This is a genomic window from Pseudomonas frederiksbergensis (genome assembly GCF_001952935.1).
GTDB classification, from domain to species: Bacteria; Pseudomonadota; Gammaproteobacteria; order Pseudomonadales; family Pseudomonadaceae; genus Aquipseudomonas; species Aquipseudomonas frederiksbergensis.
Genome location: NZ_CP018319.1, coordinates 5,896,889 through 5,917,611 on the forward strand (window position 1 = coordinate 5,896,889; position 20,723 = coordinate 5,917,611).

General features: G+C 58.2%; 17 protein-coding genes. 7 read left to right on the forward strand and 10 right to left on the reverse strand.

Annotated elements, in window-relative coordinates; all coding sequences use genetic code 11:
• Positions 1–8: 8 nt before the first annotated feature.
• The 5 genes from nirD to PFAS1_RS27550 form a co-directional block, all read right to left on the reverse strand.
• Positions 9–386 carry a nitrite reductase small subunit NirD gene (nirD, locus tag PFAS1_RS27530; RefSeq protein ID WP_076031309.1) on the reverse strand — a complete coding sequence of 126 codons (378 nt, stop codon included), beginning with the start codon at positions 384–386 and terminating at the stop codon, positions 9–11.
• Positions 386–2,947 (reverse strand): nitrite reductase large subunit NirB, encoded by a 2,562-nt coding sequence (nirB, locus tag PFAS1_RS27535; RefSeq protein ID WP_076031310.1) that lies wholly within the window; start codon positions 2,945–2,947, stop codon positions 386–388. The genes nirD and nirB overlap by 1 nt, the downstream gene beginning before the upstream one ends.
• A 378-nt stretch (positions 2,948–3,325) precedes the next feature.
• Positions 3,326–4,552 carry an RtcB family protein gene (locus PFAS1_RS27540; protein ID WP_076031311.1) on the reverse strand — a complete coding sequence of 409 codons (1,227 nt, stop codon included), beginning with the start codon at positions 4,550–4,552 and terminating at the stop codon, positions 3,326–3,328.
• 558 nt (positions 4,553–5,110) lie between these two features.
• The gene (locus PFAS1_RS27545; RefSeq protein ID WP_008145745.1) at positions 5,111–5,326 is read right to left on the reverse strand and encodes a TOBE domain-containing protein; all 216 of its coding nucleotides are present in this window, start codon (positions 5,324–5,326) and stop codon (positions 5,111–5,113) included.
• Between the two features lie 132 nt (positions 5,327–5,458).
• Positions 5,459–6,721: an OprD family porin gene (locus tag PFAS1_RS27550; RefSeq protein WP_076031615.1), complete on the reverse strand. Its 1,263-nt coding sequence runs from the start codon at positions 6,719–6,721 to the stop codon at positions 5,459–5,461.
• A 266-nt stretch (positions 6,722–6,987) separates the two neighbouring features.
• On the opposite strand from PFAS1_RS27550, the gene PFAS1_RS27555 reads away from it, so the two are divergent.
• From PFAS1_RS27555 to PFAS1_RS27575, 5 genes are all read left to right on the forward strand, one after another.
• Positions 6,988–7,935 (forward strand): LysR family transcriptional regulator, encoded by a 948-nt coding sequence (locus PFAS1_RS27555; RefSeq protein WP_076031312.1) that lies wholly within the window; start codon positions 6,988–6,990, stop codon positions 7,933–7,935.
• Between the two features lie 91 nt (positions 7,936–8,026).
• On the forward strand, positions 8,027–8,830 hold the full coding sequence (locus tag PFAS1_RS27560; protein ID WP_076031616.1) for a putative hydro-lyase: 804 nt from the start codon (positions 8,027–8,029) through the stop codon (positions 8,828–8,830).
• 438 nt (positions 8,831–9,268) lie between these two features.
• The gene (locus PFAS1_RS27565; RefSeq protein ID WP_076031617.1) at positions 9,269–10,288 is read left to right on the forward strand and encodes a substrate-binding domain-containing protein; all 1,020 of its coding nucleotides are present in this window, start codon (positions 9,269–9,271) and stop codon (positions 10,286–10,288) included.
• Entirely contained in the window at positions 10,276–13,296 is a 3,021-nt protein-coding gene (locus PFAS1_RS27570) for an EAL domain-containing protein (protein ID WP_076031313.1), read from the forward strand. Before PFAS1_RS27565 ends, PFAS1_RS27570 begins: the two co-directional genes overlap by 13 nt.
• A 118-nt stretch (positions 13,297–13,414) precedes the next feature.
• Positions 13,415–15,274, forward strand: coding sequence for an ABC transporter ATP-binding protein (locus tag PFAS1_RS27575; protein ID WP_076031314.1), 1,860 nt, complete (start codon positions 13,415–13,417; stop codon positions 15,272–15,274).
• A gap of 114 nt (positions 15,275–15,388) precedes the next feature.
• Here the strand turns inward: PFAS1_RS27575 and PFAS1_RS27580 are convergent, their stop codons facing one another.
• Positions 15,389–15,820, reverse strand: coding sequence for a con-10 family general stress protein (locus tag PFAS1_RS27580; protein ID WP_076031315.1), 432 nt, complete (start codon positions 15,818–15,820; stop codon positions 15,389–15,391).
• A 263-nt stretch (positions 15,821–16,083) separates the two neighbouring features.
• Here PFAS1_RS27580 and PFAS1_RS27585 point away from each other — a divergent pair, with 263 nt between their 5' ends.
• Positions 16,084–16,641 (forward strand): ATP-dependent Clp protease proteolytic subunit, encoded by a 558-nt coding sequence (locus tag PFAS1_RS27585; RefSeq protein WP_074876115.1) that lies wholly within the window; start codon positions 16,084–16,086, stop codon positions 16,639–16,641.
• 1 nt (position 16,642) lies between these two features.
• On the opposite strand, the gene PFAS1_RS27590 is transcribed toward PFAS1_RS27585, so the two are convergent.
• Entirely contained in the window at positions 16,643–17,782 is a 1,140-nt protein-coding gene (locus PFAS1_RS27590) for a carboxylate-amine ligase (RefSeq protein WP_076031316.1), read from the reverse strand.
• Between the two features lie 197 nt (positions 17,783–17,979).
• Between PFAS1_RS27590 and PFAS1_RS27595 the strand changes: the two genes are divergently transcribed.
• Positions 17,980–18,228, forward strand: coding sequence for a DUF6555 family protein (locus PFAS1_RS27595; RefSeq protein ID WP_076031317.1), 249 nt, complete (start codon positions 17,980–17,982; stop codon positions 18,226–18,228).
• A 60-nt stretch (positions 18,229–18,288) separates the two neighbouring features.
• Here PFAS1_RS27595 and PFAS1_RS27600 read toward each other — a convergent pair whose 3' ends face one another.
• From PFAS1_RS27600 to PFAS1_RS27610, 3 genes are read right to left on the reverse strand one after another with little or no spacing between them, the layout of a single operon-like run.
• The gene (locus tag PFAS1_RS27600; RefSeq protein WP_076031318.1) at positions 18,289–19,107 is read right to left on the reverse strand and encodes a DUF3618 domain-containing protein; all 819 of its coding nucleotides are present in this window, start codon (positions 19,105–19,107) and stop codon (positions 18,289–18,291) included.
• On the reverse strand, positions 19,104–19,535 hold the full coding sequence (locus PFAS1_RS27605; RefSeq protein WP_074876108.1) for a phage holin family protein: 432 nt from the start codon (positions 19,533–19,535) through the stop codon (positions 19,104–19,106). Before PFAS1_RS27605 ends, PFAS1_RS27600 begins: the two co-directional genes overlap by 4 nt.
• Positions 19,535–20,185 (reverse strand): hypothetical protein, encoded by a 651-nt coding sequence (locus PFAS1_RS27610; RefSeq protein WP_076031319.1) that lies wholly within the window; start codon positions 20,183–20,185, stop codon positions 19,535–19,537. Before PFAS1_RS27610 ends, PFAS1_RS27605 begins: the two co-directional genes overlap by 1 nt.
• Positions 20,186–20,723: the final 538 nt, after the last annotated feature.

Below are 20,723 nucleotides of genomic sequence, written 5' to 3' on the forward strand. Positions count from 1 at the left end.
GACCAGGCTCAAGCCACTCCGACTTCCACCACGCCGCTGTTCAACCGCACGGGCCAGACACGCAGACGCTGTTGCGGATACTCCAGGCAACTGCCGTCCTCAAGGCGGAAATGCTGTTTGTAGATCGGCGATGCAACCACCAGATCACCCTTGATGCTGCCGACCAAGCCGCGACCGATCACATTCGCCCCGGATTGCGGGTCATGGTTGTCGATGGCGTAGAGGGTCCGAGCCTCGGCACCCGGCAGGTAGAACAGCGCCACTTGCGCGCCATCGAGCCAGACGACGACACCGGAGTTGCTGACCAGGTCCTGTTGCTCGCACACCGTTTGCCAGGCCTCGGGGTTTTCCAGGGAATCGATGCGTTGGGTATTGGACTGGCTCATCAGGCAATCTCCTCGGTAACAGGGATAAGGTTGAGTTCGGCGGCCATGATCGGGCGCCGCTGGCCGCGCTCCTGGACAAAGTGGATGTCCGGGTCCGGGCGTTTATCGTTGACGAAGGTACGGAAGCGCTTGAGTTTTTCCGGGTCTTTGAGGGCGTTGGCCCACTCGCACTCATAGCGGTTGACCACCAGTTGCATCTGCGATTCGAGCTCTTCACCCAACCCGAGGCTGTCGTTGATGATCACGTCTTTGAGGTAATCGAGGCCGCCTTCCAGGCTTTCGCGCCACACCGAGGTGCGCTGCAATTTGTCGGCGGTGCGGATGTAGAACATCAGGAAGCGGTCGATGTAGCGGATCAGGGTCGCATCGTCGAGGTCGGTGGCGAACAGTTCGGCGTGACGCGGGCGCATGCCGCCGTTACCGGCGATGTACAGGTTCCAGCCTTTCTCGGTGGCGATCACGCCAACGTCTTTGCTCTGGGCTTCGGCGCACTCGCGGGTGCAGCCGGACACCGCGAACTTGAGTTTGTGCGGCGAGCGCAGGCCCTTGTATCGGTCCTCGATGGTCAGGGCCATTTGCACGCTGTCCTGCACGCCATACCGGCACCAGGTGCTGCCGACGCAGGATTTCACGGTGCGGGTCGATTTGCCGTAGGCGTGCCCGGTTTCGAATCCGGCTTCGATCAGCTCGGCCCAGATGTCCGGCAGTTCATGCAACTGCGCGCCGAACAGGTCGATACGCTGGCCGCCGGTGATTTTGGTGTAGAGGTCGTACTTCTTCGCCACCACACCAATCGCAATCAGTTTGTCGGCAGTGATCTCACCACCGGGGATCCGTGGTACCACCGAATAGGTGCCATTTTTCTGCATGTTGGCCATGAAGGTGTCGTTGGTGTCCTGCAGCGGCACCAGCGAGGCGTCCATGATCGGCTGGTTCCAGCACGACGCGAGGATCGACCCCACCGCCGGTTTGCACACGTCGCAACCGGTGTGGCCACGGCCATGCTTGGCCAGCAGTTCTTCGAAGGTGATCACGCCTTCTACGCGCACCAGCGCATAAAGCTCTTGGCGGGTATAGGCAAAGTGTTCGCACAGGCTCTTGTCGACGCTGACGCCACGGGCGATCAACTCATGCTCGAACACCTGCTTGAGCAGCCCGGCACAACCACCGCAACCGGTGCACGCCTTGGTCTGCGACTTGAGCAAGCCAAGGTCGGTGCAGCCACCGTCGATGGCCGAGCAAATGGAGCCCTTGGTGACGTTGTGGCACGAGCACACCGTGGCCGCTTCGGGCAACGCGCCCGGGCCCAGGGTCGGCGCGCCTTCGGAGGATGGCAGAATCAGGCTGGCAGGTTCGGCCGGCAACGCAATCGCGTTCTGCATGTATTGCAGCAACGTGTCGTAATAGCTGTTGTCACCGACCAGCACCGCGCCGAGTACGTGCTTGCCAGTCGCGTCCACCACCAGGCGTCGATAGCTGGCCGTGGTTTCGTCGATGAACTGATAACTGCGCGCGCCCGGCGTGCTGCCGTGGGCGTCGCCGATGGAACCGACATCGACGCCCAGCAGCTTGAGTTTGGTCGACATGTCCGCGCCCATGAACGGCTCGGCGGTTTCGTTGCACAACAGTGCGGCAACGCCGCGCGCCATTTGATAGCCCGGGGCGACCAGGCCAAAAATGCTGCCATTCCACGCGGCACACTCGCCGATCGCATAGATGTTCGGATCGCTGCTTTGGCATTGGTCGTCAATCACCACGCCGCCGCGCGGGCCGACTTCCAGCAAGCATTGACGTGCCAGTGCGTCTTGCGCACGGATACCGGCGGAGAACACGATCAGGTCAGTTTCAAGAAATTCGTCATTGGCGAAGTTCATCCGGTAGCGGTATTCCTCCCCTGCGCTGATCGATTGCGTGCCGCGCGACAGGTGCACGCCGACGCCGAGTCGTTCGATCTGCGCCTTGAGCGCCAGGCCACCGTATTCGTCCAGTTGCACCGGCATCAGGCGCGGGGCGAACTCCACCACATGTGCTTCCAGCCCCAGGGTCTTCAGGGCGTTGGCCGCTTCCAGGCCCAGCAAGCCACCGCCGACCACCACACCGCGTCGGGCGTTGCTGGCCGCGGCACGAATGGCGTCGAGGTCTTCAAGGGTGCGATACACCAGCCGCGAATCGCCCTCGGCGCCTTCGATCGGTGGCACAAACGGATAGGACCCGGTGGCCAGCACCAATTTGTCGTAGGAGACACAACCTTGCGCGGTGATCACCTGACGGCGTCCGCGGTCGATTTCCAGCACCGGCACTCCCAGATGCAGCGTGACGCCCGGGGTCTGGTACAGCGAGGCTTCGCCGAGGGCCAGCGACTCGGCATCGCGGCCGGAGAAATACTCGGAAAGGTGCACACGGTCGTAGGCACGCATTGGCTCTTCGCTGAACACGTGCAGCCGATAGTGATCAAGGGCACCGCGTTCGATCAGCTGTTCGACACAATGATGTCCGACCATGCCATTGCCGATCACGATCAGCGTTTGCAGCTTGTTCAAAGTGGCAACATTGGAATTCATAAGAGACACCCGTCGATAGCTGTTCAAAAAGCAAAAAAAAACGCCTGAAACCTTGCGGTTCCAGGCGTCTTTGCCTGTTCATTTACGGTGCTAAGTCAGGCATCTATGCCGGAACCACCGATGTTGCCCACGACCTGCTCGGCCAATCGATCGTCGTTGACCGAGGGGGCTGCCCACTCGACTGCGTCACAGTGGGCCTGAACAGTGTCTTGCAGACTTTGTGCCAGCCAGCGATTGGCAGCATTTGCATAGGTAAACAGGGGCCAAGGGGGTCCAGAACATCCGATATTTGCCTTCGCATAGTGCAGCGCAGTGTTGCGTGGCCTTATAAAAGTGCACAAAGGGCAGCAACTCGATGATGGTGAAATTCCATTGTTCCTATCCTTTTACGCACACCACCTGACGCAAGGTGTGCAGCACTTCCACCAGCTCGCGCTGGGCGTGCATGACGTGGTCGATGTCCTTGTAGGCCATCGGAATTTCATCGATGACGGCAGCATCCTTGCGGCACTCCACGTGGGCGGTGGCACGGATCTGGTCTTCGACGGTAAACAGGCTTTTCGCCTGGGTACGACTCATGGTGCGGCCGGCGCCGTGGCTGCAGGAGCAGAAAGAATCCTCGTTACCCAGCCCACGGACGATGAAGCTTTTCGCCCCCATCGATCCCGGAATAATCCCCAACTCGCCCTTCTTGGCCGACACCGCGCCTTTGCGGGTGACCAGAATATCCTGACCAAAATGCCGCTCTTTCTGCACGTAGTTGTGGTGGCAGTTCACCGCTTCCAGCGCCGCCTCAAAAGGCTTGTTGACCACTTTTCGGGTCGCCTGAATCACCGCTTGCATCATCAATGCACGGTTCTGCCTGGCGAAGTCCTGGGCCCAACCGACCGCTTCGACGTAGTCATCGAAATGCCGGCTGCCCTCTTTAAAGTAAGCCAGGTCACGGTCCGGCAGATTGGCGAGGTGCTGACGCATGTCCGCCTGCGCCATTTGAATGAACAGGTTGCCGATAGCGTTGCCAACGCCACGGGAACCACTGTGCAGCATGAACCAGACCCGGTCGGTTTCATCCAGGCACACCTCGACGAAGTGATTTCCGCTGCCCAGCGTGCCCAAGTGCCCACGGTTGTTGGTGTTGGCAAGTTTCGGGTACTTGTCAGTGATCGCCTTGAACCGGGGCTCCAGTGCCGCCCAGGCCCGGTCCGCCTGATGCGGAACGCTGTCCCAGGCGCCCTTGTCCCGAACGCCGCGCCCAATGGTGCGGCCATGGGGCACCGCTTTCTCGATCGCGCAACGCAAGCCATGCAGGTTGTCGGGTAAATCACTGGCGGTCAGCGACGTGCACGCGGCGATCATCCCGCAGCCGATATCCACTCCGACAGCGGCTGGAATGATCGCGCCGACCGTGGGAATGACGCTGCCGATGGTCGAGCCCTTGCCCAGGTGTACGTCGGGCATCACCGCCAGGTGCTTGAAGATGAACGGCATCCTGGCGGTATTCATCAATTGCTGCCTGGCTTCGTGTTCTACCGGGACGCCTTCGGTCCAGAGCTTGATCGGTTTGCCGTTGGCGACTTCCAGCAGTTGATAGGTATGGGCTTGCATGGTTTTGATTCTTTTCGATTGGCCGATCGTTCGGCGTGGTTCTGGCGCCTGGGGTGAAAAAGGTCGGTGCAACAGGCATGGCAGGTCGCCTGTCGAGAAAGGAACAGCCGCAGACGCGCCCGTTTTGATTTTCCTACTTCGCGAAAAAAGTGGACATCTATATTTACTGAAAACAACCGCCGATGCTTTTCTCCCGTCAGCGCTGATAACAGAAACGCCGCTCACTGAGCTAATGCTGTCAAAAACAAAGCGTGACAGCCTACCGGCCGGCCTGTTTCCTCAACGCCTGCGCGTGTTGATCGTTCCCACGCTCTGCGTGGGAATGCCGCCGGGGACGCTCTGCGTTCCGCTGTCGACACAAGGCTCGAGTCCTGCGCAGGGGTGACGCGGAGCGTCACGGGATGCATTCCCACGCAGAGCGTGGGAACGATCAATGGGTGTCGGGAGCTGCTGATCTGGCTCTGGCTTTTGATCTTGCTCTGCTTGCCCCTTTCCCAGAGGCCGAACGCAGGTATTGGGCAGGGGGCGGGTTCTGCTGGAAAAACGAATAGCCCCCTTTCAGAGCTTGGCGATCGAGACTTCAGTGGATTTGACGAAGGCAATCACCTCGCTCCCCACTTTCAATTCAAGATCGCGCACTGAACGGGTGGTGATCACCGAGGTGACGATGCCCGAGGCGGTTTGCACATCGATTTCGGAGACCACTTCACCTGTCACAATTTCCTTGATGACACCCTTGAACTGGTTGCGGACGTTGATCGCTTTGATGGTCATGATGAGGCTTCCTGTCTGATGTCGAGAACATCCGCACGAATGTGCAGGCCTTCAAAATGAACCTCACGGATAAATATTAAAAGGAATAGATATCGATTTACTTATTCTTTAATAGAATAACAAGTCCGACCGCTACCACAGCGCCACGGTATAGCTGACGATCAGGCGATTCTCATCCAGGTCACTACCGAAGTTCGAACGCACTGACGCGTTGCGCCATTTAAGGCCCAGCCCCTTCAACGAACCGTCCTGCACCACGTAAGCGATATCGGTGTTGCGCTCCCATTCCTTGCCTTCACCCGGCGCCGTGCGTTGCACATTGTCGCCAGAAATGTAGCGGGTCATGAAGGTCAATCCCGGCACGCCGAGTGCGACAAAGTTGTAGTCGTAGCGCGCCTGCCAGGAATGTTCATCGATGTTGGCGAAGTCACCGATCTGCACGAAGTTGACCAGGTACGGATCGCTGCGCCCGATATACGCAAACGGATCGTCGCCGCTCATGCGCTGATAGCCCAAGCCCAGCGCATGACCGCCCAGGCTGTAGGTAAACAGCGCGCCGAAGGCCTGGTTGTCGATATCACGAAAGTTGCCGTCTTCGGTGCTGCGCGCATAGCGCACGTCGCTCTTGAGCGACTGCCCGGAGCCCAGGTCCAGCGTGTGCACCAGCCCGAAGTAATTTTGCTGGTAGATGTTTTCCAGCTGGCCGTAGCGGTACTGCGCGGTCAGGTTCGGCAGGAACTGATAGTCCGCCCCGGCAAACTGAAACTTGTCGCTTTGCCCGCCGATGCGGTTGGCGGTCATGTCTTGATAGTCGGTGGAGTCGACAAAGTTGATCTGCGTGAGCTGACCGGCCGTGAGCTTCAAGCGATCGATTTCCTGCACATTCACCAGCCCGCCCTTGAACGTGCTCGGCAACAGACGGGTATCGTTGGAGCTCACCACCGGGTCCTTGATCTGCAACGTCCCGAATTTCAGGGTGCTGTTGGACACGCGCATTTTGCCCGTCAGGCCTAACTCGCCATAGCGATCCTGTGAGCCGCCGGACAAATCCGGTGGCAACAGATTAGTCCCCGCCGTCCCGCCACCGGAGTCCAGTTTGAAACCGGCCATGCCCAAAACATCCAGGCCGAAACCGAACGTGCCGGCGGTGTAACCCGACTCCATCCGCAACAGAAAACCCTGGGCCCATTCCTCGGCCTTGTCGCGCGAACCGTCCTGGCGAAAATCACGGTTGAAGTAGAAGTTGCGCGCTTCCAGGCTGCCTTTGCTGTCCGCTACGAAATCCGCCTGAGCGGCCGGCGCACAGAGCAGACCCAGGCCGAGCAATGTGCCAGCCGAGGCGTACCCGTTGAATGGGCAGGTGCGCACCGCTTTTGAAGGCACGTGGACAGTCATGATTTTTTCCATGGAAGAGGTTCCTGCAGCAGCAAGGGAAGATGACGGACACGCCTCATTGTTTTTTTGTGAAAGCGTTGTCGTGGGGGGCAGACGCAGCGACCTGCGTCGTGGGGCGGATTCTTCGTGCCGGGGCAGAACGGCGTCAAACGGGAAAAAGACGAGGTTATGCATAAGAAAATTTGATGCCCGCGATGGCGGACTCTGGAGTAACAATTGCAACCCGCCCCTTCATTACAAGAGCCATACGCGCCAAGGGAACCGCCATGAACCTCAAATTCCTCGAAACCTTCGTCTGGGTCGCCCGCCTGCAAAGCTTCAGCCTGACCGCCGAAAAAATGTTCAGCACGCAGGCAGCGATCTCCAGCCGGATCGCCGCGCTGGAAGACGAGTTGGGCCTGCGCCTGTTCGTGCGCGATTCACGGGGGGTGTCGCTGACGCCCGAAGGTCTCAAGGTGCTCGACTACGCCGAGCAGATGCTTGAGGTTCAGCGCGCATTGAAACACTCGCTGGACAACACCAGCCCGCAACAGGGGCTGGTGCGCATCGGCGTGATGGACACGGTGATTCACACCTGGCTCAGCCCGTTGATGTCGACCCTGATGCAGACCTTCCCCGCCGTGGAAATCGAGATCACTGCCGACGCCGCGCGCAATCTCTGCGAGCAATTGCAAAAGGGCTATCTGGACATCGTTTTCCAGACGGACCTGATCCGCCACGAAAGCGTGCGCAACCTCGAACTGGCGCACTACCCCATGCACTGGATCGCCGCCAGCAACTCGATCTACGCCCGACCTTATGCCTCGCTCACAGAGATGGTTGGCGAGCGGATCATCACCTTCGTCAAACATTCACGACCGCATCAGGATGTGCTCAACCTGTTGCACGCCCATGGCATCAGCGCACCACGCGTCAGTTGCGTCAACTCTGTGTCCGCCATGACCCAGCTGATTCGTGACGGCTTCGGTATTGGCGCCTTGCCGGCGGCGCTGGTTGCCAAACCCTTGGCCGGCGGCGAGTTGATCCAGCTGGACCCCGGCAGCCGCTTGCCGCAACTGGATGTCGTGGCCTCGTGGCGTGCGGGGGTCGGACTGGAACTGATCGAGAACATCGTCGAGATGAGCCGCCAGGTGGTCTGCCAATACGCGGCGGATGTCGGTCCGTTACTCATGGTCGCGGCGCCCGGCCTCGACAGCCGACGGACCCCTGAATAACTTTTAATTGTCTGGGGGCAACAACATTCCTTGTTGGACGGCATCACCGCGGTTTTCTAAAAAGGCTCAACGAACCTGCCGAGACGCCATGATGAATCAACCCGCCCTGTCCTTCGAACAACTGCAGCGCAGCACTCCTCTGGCCCTGCGCCAAAGCATCGCCGCCGGGCACTATCAGGGTCACACCAGTGGCCTGGGTCAAGACCGGGTGCAAGCCAATATCGTGATTTTGCCCAGTTACTGGGCCAATGAGTTTCTCAGGTATTGCACCCTCAATCGTCAAGCCTGCCCGCTGCTCGACATTACCGAACCGGGCGATCCTTATTTCCGCCATCTCGGAACAGCCATTGATATTCGCCACGACGTGCCCCGATACAGGGTTTATCGCCATGGCGAACTGAGCGAAGAACCGCTGGATATCGAGCACCTTTGGCAGGATGACCTGGTGGCCTTCGCCATCGGCTGCTCGTTCTCCTTCGAACAACCGTTGCTGGATGCCGGCATCCCCCTCAAGCACATCGATCTGGGGCGCAATGTCGCCATGTACCAGACCAACATCGACACGCGCCCCACCGCTCGCCTTGGCGGCAAGCTGGTGGTGAGCATGCGACCGATGAAAGCCGCTGCGGCCATCCAGGCCATTCAAATCACCGCACGCATGCCCAATGTCCACGGCGCTCCCGTGCACATCGGCGATCCGTCGCTGATCGGCATCCACGCGCTCGACACCCCGGACTACGGCGACGCCGTCCCCATTGAAGCTGACGAAATACCGGTGTTCTGGGCCTGCGGTGTGACTCCTCAATCGGTGGTGCAGGCCTCACGCCCGCCACTGTGCATCACCCATGCTCCCGGTTGCATGCTGGTGACGGATTTGTGCAACAGCGCTTTGTAAAGGCGTGGGTGTGCCGTAATGCCTATCAGTCAAGGACGACACCCTCCGTAACAGCAGTCGAAGCCTTGTAAAACCACTCAATGTAGTCAACGATGCGATTGGCCTTCGTCCCTTGTTTTGTGCCATGGACCCTGCCCCATTTCCTGAATGTTCGGGACTAAAGTTCGCGCACATTACCCACAAAAGACCTGATGACAGCGAAACCGACTATCCTTTCGGACAGTGAACGCTGCACTCTTGGCAAAAAGGGACGCCATGCCAGACTATGATCGCGCCATCGGCTCCAGACCCGGCATCCTATGCGGTGAGCGAACCTGTCTGATCAGGCCCGGGATAATCTGGCGGGCTTCAATTACGCTGTTCTGTCTTTTCACCGCCACTCCCGGATTCGGCCAGAACCTGCCAACCACAGCGGATGTCGAAATCGCCACGGTTACGGTGATTCAAGCGCAGGAAATCGTTTCCAGGGCCACCCTCGAAGCCGTGCGCTGGAGCGGCCCTGAATCCGGTCCGCAAGTCCTGCGGGGCAAGAGCATCGCCTTTGTCGCAGAAGATTTGCGCAACGGAGGCATTGTCGGTGTCGCGCAAGGCGCTCGCGAGGCAGCCAAGGCGATGGGCTGGACCCTGAAGATATTCGATGGCGCCGGATCATCGGCCGGGCGCGCAAAGGCCTTTTCCGATGCCCTGGCAGCGAAACCTGACGGCTTGATTCTGTGCGGCTCCGACGCCCTTGAGAACAAGGCGGCGCTGACCCTCTTCGCCAACAGGGATGTTCCGGTGGTTGCCTGGCACGGCGGGGCACGGCCCGGGCCGATTGACGGCACGCCGGTGGCCATGAACGTCACGACCGACCCGCTCGAAGTGGCCCGCCTCACGGCCATGGCGGCAGTGGCACAGTCAAACGGACGCGCCGGCGTGGTCATCCTGACCGATTCCAAATACAGCATCGCCATGGCGAAAGCCAAGGCCATGGAAAACGTCATTCGGGGCTGTCGGGAATGTACATTGCTGGAGGTGCGCGATGTCGCAATCTCCGAAAGTGGCGAGAAGATGCCGGCGATCACCAAGGAGCTGCTTCAGCGCTATGGCAAGCGCTGGACCCATACGCTGGCCATCAACGATATCTATTTCGACTACTCGATTGCCTCATTGACCAGCGCCGCCATACCCAGCGACGGCATCAGTCTGTTGTCTGCCGGTGATGGCAGTGCCTCGGCTTTCTTGCGCATACAGGCAAAAACCTACCAGACCGTCACTGTGGCCGAGCCGCTCAACCTGCATGGCTGGCAAGTGATGGATGAATTGAACCGGCTGTTTGCAGGTCAGCCGGTGAGCGGCTTCGTCGCGCCGATACACCTGGTCAATGCCGACAATATTGCCTTCGACGGCGGGAAGAAATTCCAGTACGACCCTGACAATGGCTATCGAGACATCTATCGCCACCAATGGAATCCCTGACATTGGACGTTTTTTCCCGGCTCGGACGCCGGCTATTGCCGCAATCGCTACGCGCACAGTTCACCCTGGCGTTTCTGACGCTGGCGCTGCTGATCCTGGCGAGTGGTGCAACGGCGGTCTACGCCTTGCGCACATCAAACAACGCCACCCGCCAACTGACGGATGAACGACTGGTCCGCATGCAAAACGGCCAAGACATGCTGCAGCGCACCTTGCTGATCGAACGCCAGACCGATCAGCTCCTGACAACCCGTTCCCCCGACACCCTGCGTTCAAGCTATGCGGCGACCGTCGAACAGCTTGAAGCCCTCGATCGACTGGTGCAGCAGCTGACTGCCGCGAACAGTGGCGTGGCGATACTCGATATGCATCAGTCGAGTCAGATGTTCCGCAATACCGCCAACATCGTTGCCCAGCTGCGAGAGAGCCTGCTGCAAACCGAGGTCACCTTCGCGCAAACCATGGAGGATCACACCACCCGGTTAACCGCGACTCAGACCCGGGCCAGCCTGGAACTGGCGGTATTACTTTTCGATCTGCCGCAAGCTGTTGACAGCGATGCCGTGCAACGGCTGCGGACCCGATATGAACGCCTGTCACGCACCGCAGGCAGTTTGACCGACGCTAATGTTCAAACGCCCGATCTCTTCTCCCTGCGCCTCAGACTCATCAATCAGCAAAACGTCATACAGCGCGTTAATGAGGAGCTGAAGAATGAGGCCGGGGTTCTGGTCGCGGTGGCCCGTGCGCAATCCAGTGCATACACCGAAGACTATCGAGAAGCTCTGCAGCGTCTGGTCGAAGCTTCAAATCGTAGCCAGCAATGGGTGCTGATCATGTTGGGCGCCAGCCTGGTGTTCGCCTGGTTCGTGACTCGGGTCTTCATGGGCCGTCATGTGCTGATGCGTCTGAATGAAATAAGCCGGCAATTGCGTCAGGAACACACTGACAAAACGCATTTGATGATGGCGGAACATGGAAAGGACGAGATCGGCAACATGGCTCGCGCGGTGAATCAATTCCTCAGGGACCGGCTTCAGCTGGAAAAAAGAACGGTCCAACTGAGCATCGCCACAGAGCGGCTCGCCCTGCAGAACAGCCGATTGGAGCAAGAAGCCGTCATCCGCGCCGGGCAACGTCACGTCCTGGAGCTGATCGCCAGGAGCACCGAACTTGCAGAAGTCCTCGACAGCCTGGCTCATCTGGTGGAGTCCCAGCTGGAGGGGATGATGGTGTCCATCCTGCTGTTGGATGAGGATGGCAAGCACTTGCTGCACGGGGCGGCCCCCAGTTTGCCGAAAGCCTATAACCAGCTCATCGACGGGATTGCGATCGGTCCGAACGTCGGTTCATGCGGCACCGCGGTGTATCGACGAGAACCGGTCATCGTCACGGATATCGAGCTGGATCCGCTGTGGGAGGAGTACCGTTCAGCCGCTGCGCCCTATGGATTTCGCGCCTGCTGGTCGACGCCGATCCTGTCCCATGAGCGAAAGGTACTGGGTACGTTTGCCTTGTATTCCAACACCGTCCGCAGCCCCAGCTCGGCCGAGACGCGACTGATCGACATGGCGACACCGCTTGCGGGCATTGCGATAGAACGCCAGCTGACCGAAAAGCGCATTCGCTATATGGGCGACCATGACGCATTGACCGGGCTGCCGAATCGCACACTGCTCGAAGACCGTCTCAAGCAAGCAATGCTTTATGCCCAGCGCTACAGCCGGCTGGTGACGGTGGTATTTCTCGATCTGGACAAATTCAAACTGGTGAATGACAGCCTTGGCCACAGTGCTGGAGACGAACTGCTTAAAACCGTCGCTCAGCGCATGCAGGAATGCGTACGCCGTACCGACACGGTCGTGCGACTGGGTGGCGACGAGTTTGTGATCATCCTGTTCGACCAGCCCTCAGACCTGGACGGCGTTACTCCCGCCTTGCACAAAATCCAGGAAGCCATCCTGCGGCCGATTCAGCTCAGCGGGCATACACTCCACGTCACCTGCAGCATGGGGTTGGCCACCTACCCTGCCGACGGCAGCGATACCGACACGTTGCTCAGCAACGCGGACGCTGCCATGTACCGGGCCAAGGAACTGGGTCGCAACAGTTACCAGTTCTATACCAGCGAGATGAATAACAAGGTTCAGGGCAAGCTCGTCATGCAAGACGGGCTTCGAAACGCACTCAACCATGACGAGTTCCTGCTGCTGTACCAGCCACAGGTTGATTTGCTGTCAGGTCAGATTATCGGCGTAGAGGCACTGATCCGCTGGCAGCACCCCGAGCTAGGCATGGTGTATCCCATCAAATTCATTCCACAGGCCGAAGAGACCGGATTGATCGTGCCCATCGGCGACTGGGTGATTCATGCCGCGTGCAAACAGAACAAGGACTGGCAGGATGCAGGCTTGCCGCCGATCACCATGTCGGTGAATATTTCAGCACGCCAATTCATCGAAAGAGACCTGATCGACCGGGTGAGGCATGCCTTGCAAGAAACCGGACTGGACCCGCAGTACCTTGAGCTGGAGCTGACCGAAAGCCTGATCATGCAAGACCTTCAGCAAGCCATCAGCAAAATGAAGGAACTGCAATCAATGGGCATCAGCCTCTCGATCGACGACTTCGGCACCGGCTACTCCAGCCTCGCAGCATTGAAAAGCTTCCCGATCGCGAGACTCAAGATCGACCAGTCTTTCGTACGCGATCTGCCCGACAACGAGAACGACAAAGCCATCGCCACCGCGGTGATTTCGTTGGGGCACACACTGAACCTCAAGGTCATTGCCGAAGGGGTCGAAACCGAAGAGCAGCAAACCTTCCTGCGTGAAAACGGCTGCGATGAAATTCAGGGCCACTTTTTCAGCAAAGCGGTCAGCGCAGAGGAAATCAGCCTGTTACTGCATACGCCCCGATCACCCCAACCGAGTCGCATTGCGCCCCCTGACTCGGTGAAGCGAAAACGCGATGTAAAACGCCCAAGCAGTCCAATATCCAGGCATTGAACTGCGCAGGCACTCCCCCGCCAACCCGGACTCAAGCCCTACCCGCCAATCCACAGAGCCCTCATGGCAACCATTTAAATGGCAGAATCGCCTTAACTTGATCGTTTCGGAGTCCACCATGCTTCGCGCATTTGAACAAAAACTCGACCCCTTCCCGCCCGACGAGGTGCCACCGCCACCCGAAGGCCTGGCGCGGTTCCTTTGGGCATGCACACGGGGCGCCCGCGGCTATATTCTCGCGTTTGCGCTACTCAGTGCCGGGGTGTCGATCTACGAAGCCTGGCTGTTTTCTTTCCTCGGTCAGGTCGTGGATCTGCTCTCGACCTGGCAAGCCGGTGGTGATGCAGCGGCGCAGGAAAGTCGCGTGTTGTGGGGGATGGGCATCGTCATGGTGGCCAGCATCGGGCTGGTGGCGTTGCGGACCATGGTGCAGCACCAGATATTGGCGATCAATCTGCCGTTGCGACTGCGTTGGGACTTCCATCGCCTGATGCTGCGGCAAAGCCTTTCGTTCTTTTCCGATGAGTTCTCCGGCCGGGTCACCACCAAGGTGATGCAGACTGCGCTGGCGGTGCGCGACGTGCTGTTCACCCTTATCGAGATCGCACCCGGCATCGGGGTGTATTTCATCGCGATCATCGCGCTGGCCGGCGGCTTCGCCCTGAAACTGATGCTGCCTTTCATTGCCTGGTTCGTGTTGTTCGGCCTGGCCATGCTCTACTTCGTGCCCCGCTTGGGGAAAGTCGGACAGGAACAGGCCCATGCGCGCTCCTCGATGACTGGACGCATCTCAGACGCCTACACCAACATCACGACAGTGAAGCTGTTCTCCCATTCCAATCGTGAAGCGCACTTCGCGCGCGCGGCCATGGAGGATTTCAAGCAGACCGGCTTTCGCCAGATGCGCCTGGTCAGTCAATTCGAGATCGTCAACCAGGCGTTGGTGGTGGCGTTGCTCATGGCCGCCGGCGGTTATGCACTTTGGCTGTGGCACCTGGGCGAAGTCGGCACAGGTGCGGTGGCGGCGATTACCGCCATGGCGTTGCGTATCAACGGCATGTCGCACTGGATCATGTGGCAAATGACCTCGCTGTTCGAGAGCATCGGCACTGTGCAAGATGGCATGGCAACCCTGACCCGCGGCCCAAAGGTGCAGGATGCGCCGGACGCAGGCGAACTGGTGACCTCCGGCGGGGCGGTAACCTTCGACAATGTGAGCTTCAACTACAATGGCGAACGCCAGGTGCTCGATGGCTTGAGCCTGAACATTCGCCCGGGCGAAAAAATCGGCCTGGTAGGCCGCTCCGGCGCGGGTAAATCCACGCTTATCAACTTGCTGCTGCGCTTTTATGACGTCGACGGCGGGCAGATTCGCATTGACGGGCAAGACATTGCGCACGTGACACAAGACAGTCTGCGCAGCGCGATCGGCATGGTCACCCAGGATACTTCCCTGCTGCACCGTTCCATTCGCGACAACATCGCCTACGGCCGACCCGATGCAAGCGACGCACAGATCCGCAGCGCCGCGATCAATGCCCAGGCCGATGAGTTCATCAGCCAACTGAGTGACCGGCAAGGTCACACCGGCTACGACACCTTGGTGGGCGAGCGCGGCATCAAGCTTTCCGGCGGCCAGCGCCAGCGCGTCGCCATTGCCCGAGTGATGCTCAAGAACGCTCCGATCCTGCTACTTGACGAGGCTACCAGCGCGCTGGATTCGGAAGTCGAAGTGGCCATTCAGGAAAGCCTCGATGAAATGATGAAGGGCAAAACCGTCATCGCCATCGCCCACCGGCTGTCCACGATCGCGGCGATGGATCGACTGATTGTCATGGATGATGGACGCATCGTCGAACAGGGCACCCACACCGAACTGCTCGCCAGGAACGGTATCTACGCGCGGCTGTGGCACCATCAGAGTGGCGGATTCCTGGGCGAGGATCGGGGGGTGACCGAGGTGATGGATCAGGTATGAGCGGGAACGGTCGCCGAACTCAACGCCGCCGCTTGAGCAGCGTTTACACCAACCGTATGAGCGATAAAAATCAAGCCCCGAAAAAACACGGGGCTCGATGTGAATCACACCTCATCAGGACTTACGTCCGCTACCAGGGCCTTGTTCACCTCCTTTGCGCCCTGCTTCAGAGGCTTTATCCCTGTCGTCGGCAAAGTTACCGCCGCGACCACTTCCCTGTCCGCCGCTGGTCGACCGATCCGCGTCGGAGGATTGTCGACCACCCGAAGCCTGGCCACCTTTCTGGCCCGACTGCGAGGCTTTGTCGTTGTCGTCGGTAAAGCTGCCTCCGCGTCCTGCGCCCTGACCACCGCCGGACATACGGTCAGCATCTTTTGACTGCTGTCCGCCCGAAGCCATGCCACCTTTTTGGCCAGCCTCAGAAGCCCGTTGTGGATCGTTGGCAAAATTACCGCTTGATGCCTCCCCGCCTTTCTTGCCGGCTTCCGAGGCTTTGTCCCGGTCATTGCCAAAGTTTCCGGGGTTGTTGTTTCCAGTGTTAGCCATTTTTGTTCACCTCTTTCTCAAGGGCGAGCGCGTGTGCTCGCCTTCAATTACGAGGTCATGAAAAATCGAAAGTTTGAACGAAAATGCCTCTCTCGAGACGGGCGGAATGGGCAAGATAGTTCCCGGAAAATCTGCCCCGAGCGACTGGCGGCACAGTCGCCGCCGATCACCTTGCGATTGGATTATTTTTCAAAAGAGTTCAGATTTTTACTGGTTATAAAGGCTTTTGAATCCTGCGAATGTCGCGCACGGGAGGTCAGTCGATGACCGAACACATCATCCATTTTCACTGCCAGATCGACCAGGGAACGACTGAGCGCTTCAGGGATTGTTGTCTTGAAGCCATCGATCAAGGTGCCACGTCGCTGCTGTTGAACCTGTCCACGTGTGGCGGCAGCACCAATTTCGGCTTCACGCTCTATACCTTCCTGAAGTCATTGCCGGTGCCGCTTTGCGCGATTAATGCGGGCAACATCGAATCGATGGGCATCATCATGTTTTTAGCGGCAAGCCGACGCATCACGTCGCCGCATGCGCGCTTCCTGATTCATCCCATGAACTGGTATTTCAGTCAAAAATCGGTCGACCATCAACGCTTGCGCGAATACCTGTCGAGCCTCGACAACGACCTGGCCCGCTATGTACAGATCTTTAACCTCGAAACTGCTGAGGCAGAAACCAAACTCGATATTTTCCATTGCCTTTCAGCGGAAGAGAAAGTCATCGCAGCCCACGAATCCCTGGCTTACGGCATCGCCCATGAGATGCAGCAAATGGTCTTCGCCGACGATGTCAAACACTGGAAAGTCAGCGGTGGTTGAGTCAAGCCATGCCGCAATCCTGTTGCGCCGTTTCCATCAGTAAATGATCCACGACTTGAGATAGCGCTGCAGCAACCTCCTCTCCACCGCGTATGGCACGTTCGAATACGGTCCGCTGCCGCTCTGCACTGGTTCCGTCCCGCAGGATCCGGCGAGCTTGAGAAAAGACGTTTTCCACCTGCATTTTCCGCGCTGCGTCGCCCAACATCTGCTCCGCCAGGAACAGCCACTGCTCGGCAGAGAATGGCCGGTCGTAACCTTCAACGATGAACGCCGCATGGATACCAAATCGTTTAGCCCGCCAGCGATTTTCCTTGAGGATCCATTGCGACGCTTGCGAATAGGCTGACCCTGGCCGCGGTTGATCCATGGCGTAGGCGACCAGCAATCGAAACAACGAGGCAATGCACAGCGCATCGTCCAGGCGCGGGCAGGCATCGGTCATGCGCAATTCCAGGGTCGGGTAGTGCGCAGCAGGCCGCACTCCCCACCAGCATTCGCTGGCCTGTTTGATAGTGCCGGTACGGAGCAACAAAGCGATATAGGCGGCGTAGGCCGCTTCATCTTCAAAGAACTCTGGTATGCCCATTCTCGGCCACTCGTCACACGCCGTCTGCCGGTAGCTCATGAAACCGCTGTCGACGCCGTCCCAAAATGGCGAAGAGCTACTGAGTGCCAGCAGCAACGGCATCCACGGCAAGACTTCGTTCATCACTTGAATGCGATCCAGGTGCCGGCCAACTTCAACATGCACGTGCAGACCGGACAACAGGCTACGCCGAGCTACGCACTGATAGTCTTCGAACAGTTGAAGAAAATGATCTTGTCCGGTGGCCTGTTGCGTACGCCAGTCGGCCAGAGGATGGCTTGCGGCGCAGAGCAATCCCAGGCCAAAGGATTCGAGTGTGCACCGCAATCGATGGCGAGCCGTTACAAGGTACTCCTCTGCTTGCTCAAGGCTGGTGAAAATCGGCGAGGCCACTTCGATTTGACTCTGGAACATTTCATAAGCAAAACAATCGCCCGTCACCCGCTTGCACGCTTCAATCGACGCGCCGGAAGGCTGCTCGCACATACGTCGAGTGTCCAGGTCAGTGATGAAGTATTCCTCTTCAATACCGAACCTCAATGGCTTGTTCATTGAATTCATGGCAAGGCAATCCCCGAGCTATTTTTGATGGGTCAACGGGACTCGACGCAGGTTCATGGACGCCGACAAGAGGCGCAAGTCCAGACGAAAAAAACACGTGATTCACACGCTTCAGAAGGTCTGTTAAACACTTTGAATTTTTTTTGACGCACTCACTCCTTTGTCTATGAGCATAAGGAGGGGGTCTTATGAACCGCACTGATCTCTTCGTCATCGAGTACAAGCTCCATGGAGAGCCGAGGTCCTTCATCATCCGGGCCAAGAAAATGTGCAATGCGGATGCCTGGCATTGGGCGAGTTGTGATGCCGGATTGGCGCCTATTCCCAGGCCCGGGAAACCGCCGCTTAAAGTCGTATCCAAACCCCAGGCCGAGCGGTACGGCGTCACTGATGTGAAATGGCGCGAGTCCGCAGTGCTGGATTGGACGCAGGTTTAGACTTAACGAGGGATAAAAAACGGGAGGTCAGTTCTGACCTCCCGTCTTTCATTCGACCTTTTACGAAGTGCCTAACCCTCGTGATAGATCGGCAGGTGAGTCGGACGCTGGACGGCGTTCCCCATCCGGTCTGACCTCCGTCTGCGAATGATCAGTGGTCTTTGTCACGGTGTCGCGCACCGCCTCAAACCCCTCCCGTGCCTGTTGCTTGACCTTGTCGGCCAGACCGGCGCTGGTCTTGCCCAGGTACCGCTGTTCAGTCGCCGTCGACGGCAAAGCCGCCCCCAGCATGGCGCCCAAGGCGATGCCAGCAGCGGCGACCACCAAGGGTTGTTCCTTGAGCAGATGGCTGAACTGATTGCTCATGACGTGGGTGCTGCGCACCAGCCGGTCGCCGACATCATGCACGGTGTGGCTGATGTTTTCGGTGGTGGCACCCAGGTTATCCGTCAGGTTGGCGGCTTTGCTTTTGACCGTCTGATAACCCTCTTTGAGCGTATCGGTGGTGTGGTGCAAATGCTCGCGCGCACTGTCGATACCGTCCGCCAGGCCATCGGCCCACTCGCCAACCCTGTCCTGATCGGGGACCGTTCGATAAACCGGGGTCGGTGGACGATTCTGACTCATCATCAACCACAGCAACCCGACTGACGTCAGTACCGCTGGAACAGGGTTGTTACGAACGCTGGTGCCCAGGTTGCTCAGGAACGTCGTGCCATTGCTCTGCATCAAACCCAGCGCCTGATCGAACATCTGACCCGGGGTGAATTTGCTTTCCAGCGCATCAACGATATTGCCGATGCTGGCCCGCTGCGCATCGATTTCACGCTCAATGGCTTCCGGGCTTTTTTGTGATTCCAGTTCAAGTTCACGGTTCATGAGACTTTCCTCCGCAGGGCTTCCTGGTCTTTATTCAAAGCGTCCAATGTACGATCTGGCTTGAAGTGAGACGGCTCGAATTGTTTTTTTCCTGACTGCAACATGGCGAACCCGATGATCATCACTACCACACCCACAATCAGCGCAGCCAACCAGGGCGCCATCACGAGGCTCAGTCCGTAGACGGCAGACATCAACAAGATAATGAAGCCTGCCAGCAGCACAATCGCACCGCCCGCGACCGCGGCAATGCCGGCCTTGAGCGTCGTCAGGCTGGCTTGAAGCTCGGCTTTGGCCAACGCCAGTTCCTTGGTAAACAACGCTGGCACTTCGCGCGACAGCTGGCGTAACAAGCCGACAACCGACGCGTCATGCTCAGTGGCGGACACCGGTCTTGTGCCGGGGAAATCTGAATCTTCTCTGTTCATCACAGTTCTCCTTTGAAGGCTGTCGAGCCGGGTGTGGAGGTCGTTGCGAAGTCCGAAGGACGGTCTTGTTCATCCGATGAAGCCGGCGTGATGCCAGTGTCCGGACCGGCGCCTGGATCGGTGCGTGGTGCCACGGAAGTTTCGTATGGTCGTTGGGCGCCAAAACCGCCTGGTGGCGGCATTGAATGGCCTGCCGCCGGGTCGCCGGTGTCGGGGAATGTCGCCGCAGGGGCGCTGCCGGCTTTAAGGAATCGCGACAGGCCAAAACCCAGCGCAACACTGCCTGCGATGAAGAGTGCGGGGTTGTTACGGGCCAGGTCGGCCGCGTCGTGCAGCAGCTGTTCGGCGCTCTTCCCTCGCAGGTTGCCCGCCAGGCCGCTCATGGACTCCGCGATGTCTGACAGGTAGTCGGACATACCGAGCGTGTCTTTGCTTTCAATCTCGGAAACGAAGGATTTCGTTCCCTGCGCCAACGCCTCGATCTGCTCTGCTGCCGTATCGCGGTATTGCCCAAACTGCGCATCGGCCTGCTGTCTTGCGTCGCCAAGCGCCTCTGTTACGTTTTCCTTGAAGTGTTGAAAATCCTGCTCCGGTGTTCCGGAGCCCTGCTGGTCGGTCTGACCGTCCGTTCTGGTGTCTGAAGTATTCATGACTGCCCTCGCCTTCTGGATGAAAAAAAGCGGTGTCGGGTTCGCCACGAAACACCCGTAGCCCCCCTCATTGCAGATGACGAAGCAGCGTTATGGGAGTTCCAACGAAATGATGAGCGATGCGTCGGCAAGACAGGTCGGGAATATGAACGGTAATGGCGAATGCTGCTTCAAGACTTCAACCATCAAAACAACTTCTTATTTCAAACGACAATAAAAAGGCGCCACTTAAGTGACTATCTAGCGCATGATAGTCCCGCCTGACCAACTCTATCGCGACCCTTATTAATAAGGAATAATTCAAACTTCCAGACAAACGGACAATAAACTTTAAATCGCTATAGAATCAAAAGCTTAAGCAATAAAATAACGACAAAAATAACAACCAATAAAATATCCAAAAACTAGAAAAGACCCACCTTCAATATAAAAGTTTCAAACTTAATTACTTAAATAAAAAACGTATATAGCCCTTTGAGATATGTACTTTCGATGCTAATAATCCCGGCCAGTTGCGATATCCAAACACCCTGTATCT

Excerpts from the sequence above, each read along its gene's own strand:
- PFAS1_RS27555 (WP_076031312.1), top strand. The coding sequence starts at position 6,988 with ATGAACCTCAAATTCCTCGAAACCTTCGTCTGGGTCGCCCGCCTGCAA.
- PFAS1_RS27550 (WP_076031615.1), bottom strand. The coding sequence starts at position 6,721 with ATGACTGTCCACGTGCCTTCAAAAGCGGTGCGCACCTGCCCATTCAAC.
- PFAS1_RS27575 (WP_076031314.1), top strand. The coding sequence starts at position 13,415 with ATGCTTCGCGCATTTGAACAAAAACTCGACCCCTTCCCGCCCGACGAG.
- PFAS1_RS27600 (WP_076031318.1), bottom strand. The coding sequence starts at position 19,107 with ATGAACCGTGAACTTGAACTGGAATCACAAAAAAGCCCGGAAGCCATT.
- nirD (WP_076031309.1), bottom strand. The coding sequence starts at position 386 with ATGAGCCAGTCCAATACCCAACGCATCGATTCCCTGGAAAACCCCGAG.
- PFAS1_RS27595 (WP_076031317.1), top strand. The coding sequence starts at position 17,980 with ATGAACCGCACTGATCTCTTCGTCATCGAGTACAAGCTCCATGGAGAG.
- PFAS1_RS27585 (WP_074876115.1), top strand. The coding sequence starts at position 16,084 with ATGACCGAACACATCATCCATTTTCACTGCCAGATCGACCAGGGAACG.
- nirB (WP_076031310.1), bottom strand. The coding sequence starts at position 2,947 with ATGAATTCCAATGTTGCCACTTTGAACAAGCTGCAAACGCTGATCGTG.
- PFAS1_RS27590 (WP_076031316.1), bottom strand. The coding sequence starts at position 17,782 with ATGAACAAGCCATTGAGGTTCGGTATTGAAGAGGAATACTTCATCACT.
- PFAS1_RS27610 (WP_076031319.1), bottom strand. The coding sequence starts at position 20,185 with ATGAATACTTCAGACACCAGAACGGACGGTCAGACCGACCAGCAGGGC.
- PFAS1_RS27570 (WP_076031313.1), top strand. The coding sequence starts at position 10,276 with ATGGAATCCCTGACATTGGACGTTTTTTCCCGGCTCGGACGCCGGCTA.
- PFAS1_RS27580 (WP_076031315.1), bottom strand. The coding sequence starts at position 15,820 with ATGGCTAACACTGGAAACAACAACCCCGGAAACTTTGGCAATGACCGG.
- PFAS1_RS27560 (WP_076031616.1), top strand. The coding sequence starts at position 8,027 with ATGAATCAACCCGCCCTGTCCTTCGAACAACTGCAGCGCAGCACTCCT.
- PFAS1_RS27605 (WP_074876108.1), bottom strand. The coding sequence starts at position 19,535 with ATGAACAGAGAAGATTCAGATTTCCCCGGCACAAGACCGGTGTCCGCC.
- PFAS1_RS27545 (WP_008145745.1), bottom strand. The coding sequence starts at position 5,326 with ATGACCATCAAAGCGATCAACGTCCGCAACCAGTTCAAGGGTGTCATC.
- PFAS1_RS27540 (WP_076031311.1), bottom strand. The coding sequence starts at position 4,552 with ATGCAAGCCCATACCTATCAACTGCTGGAAGTCGCCAACGGCAAACCG.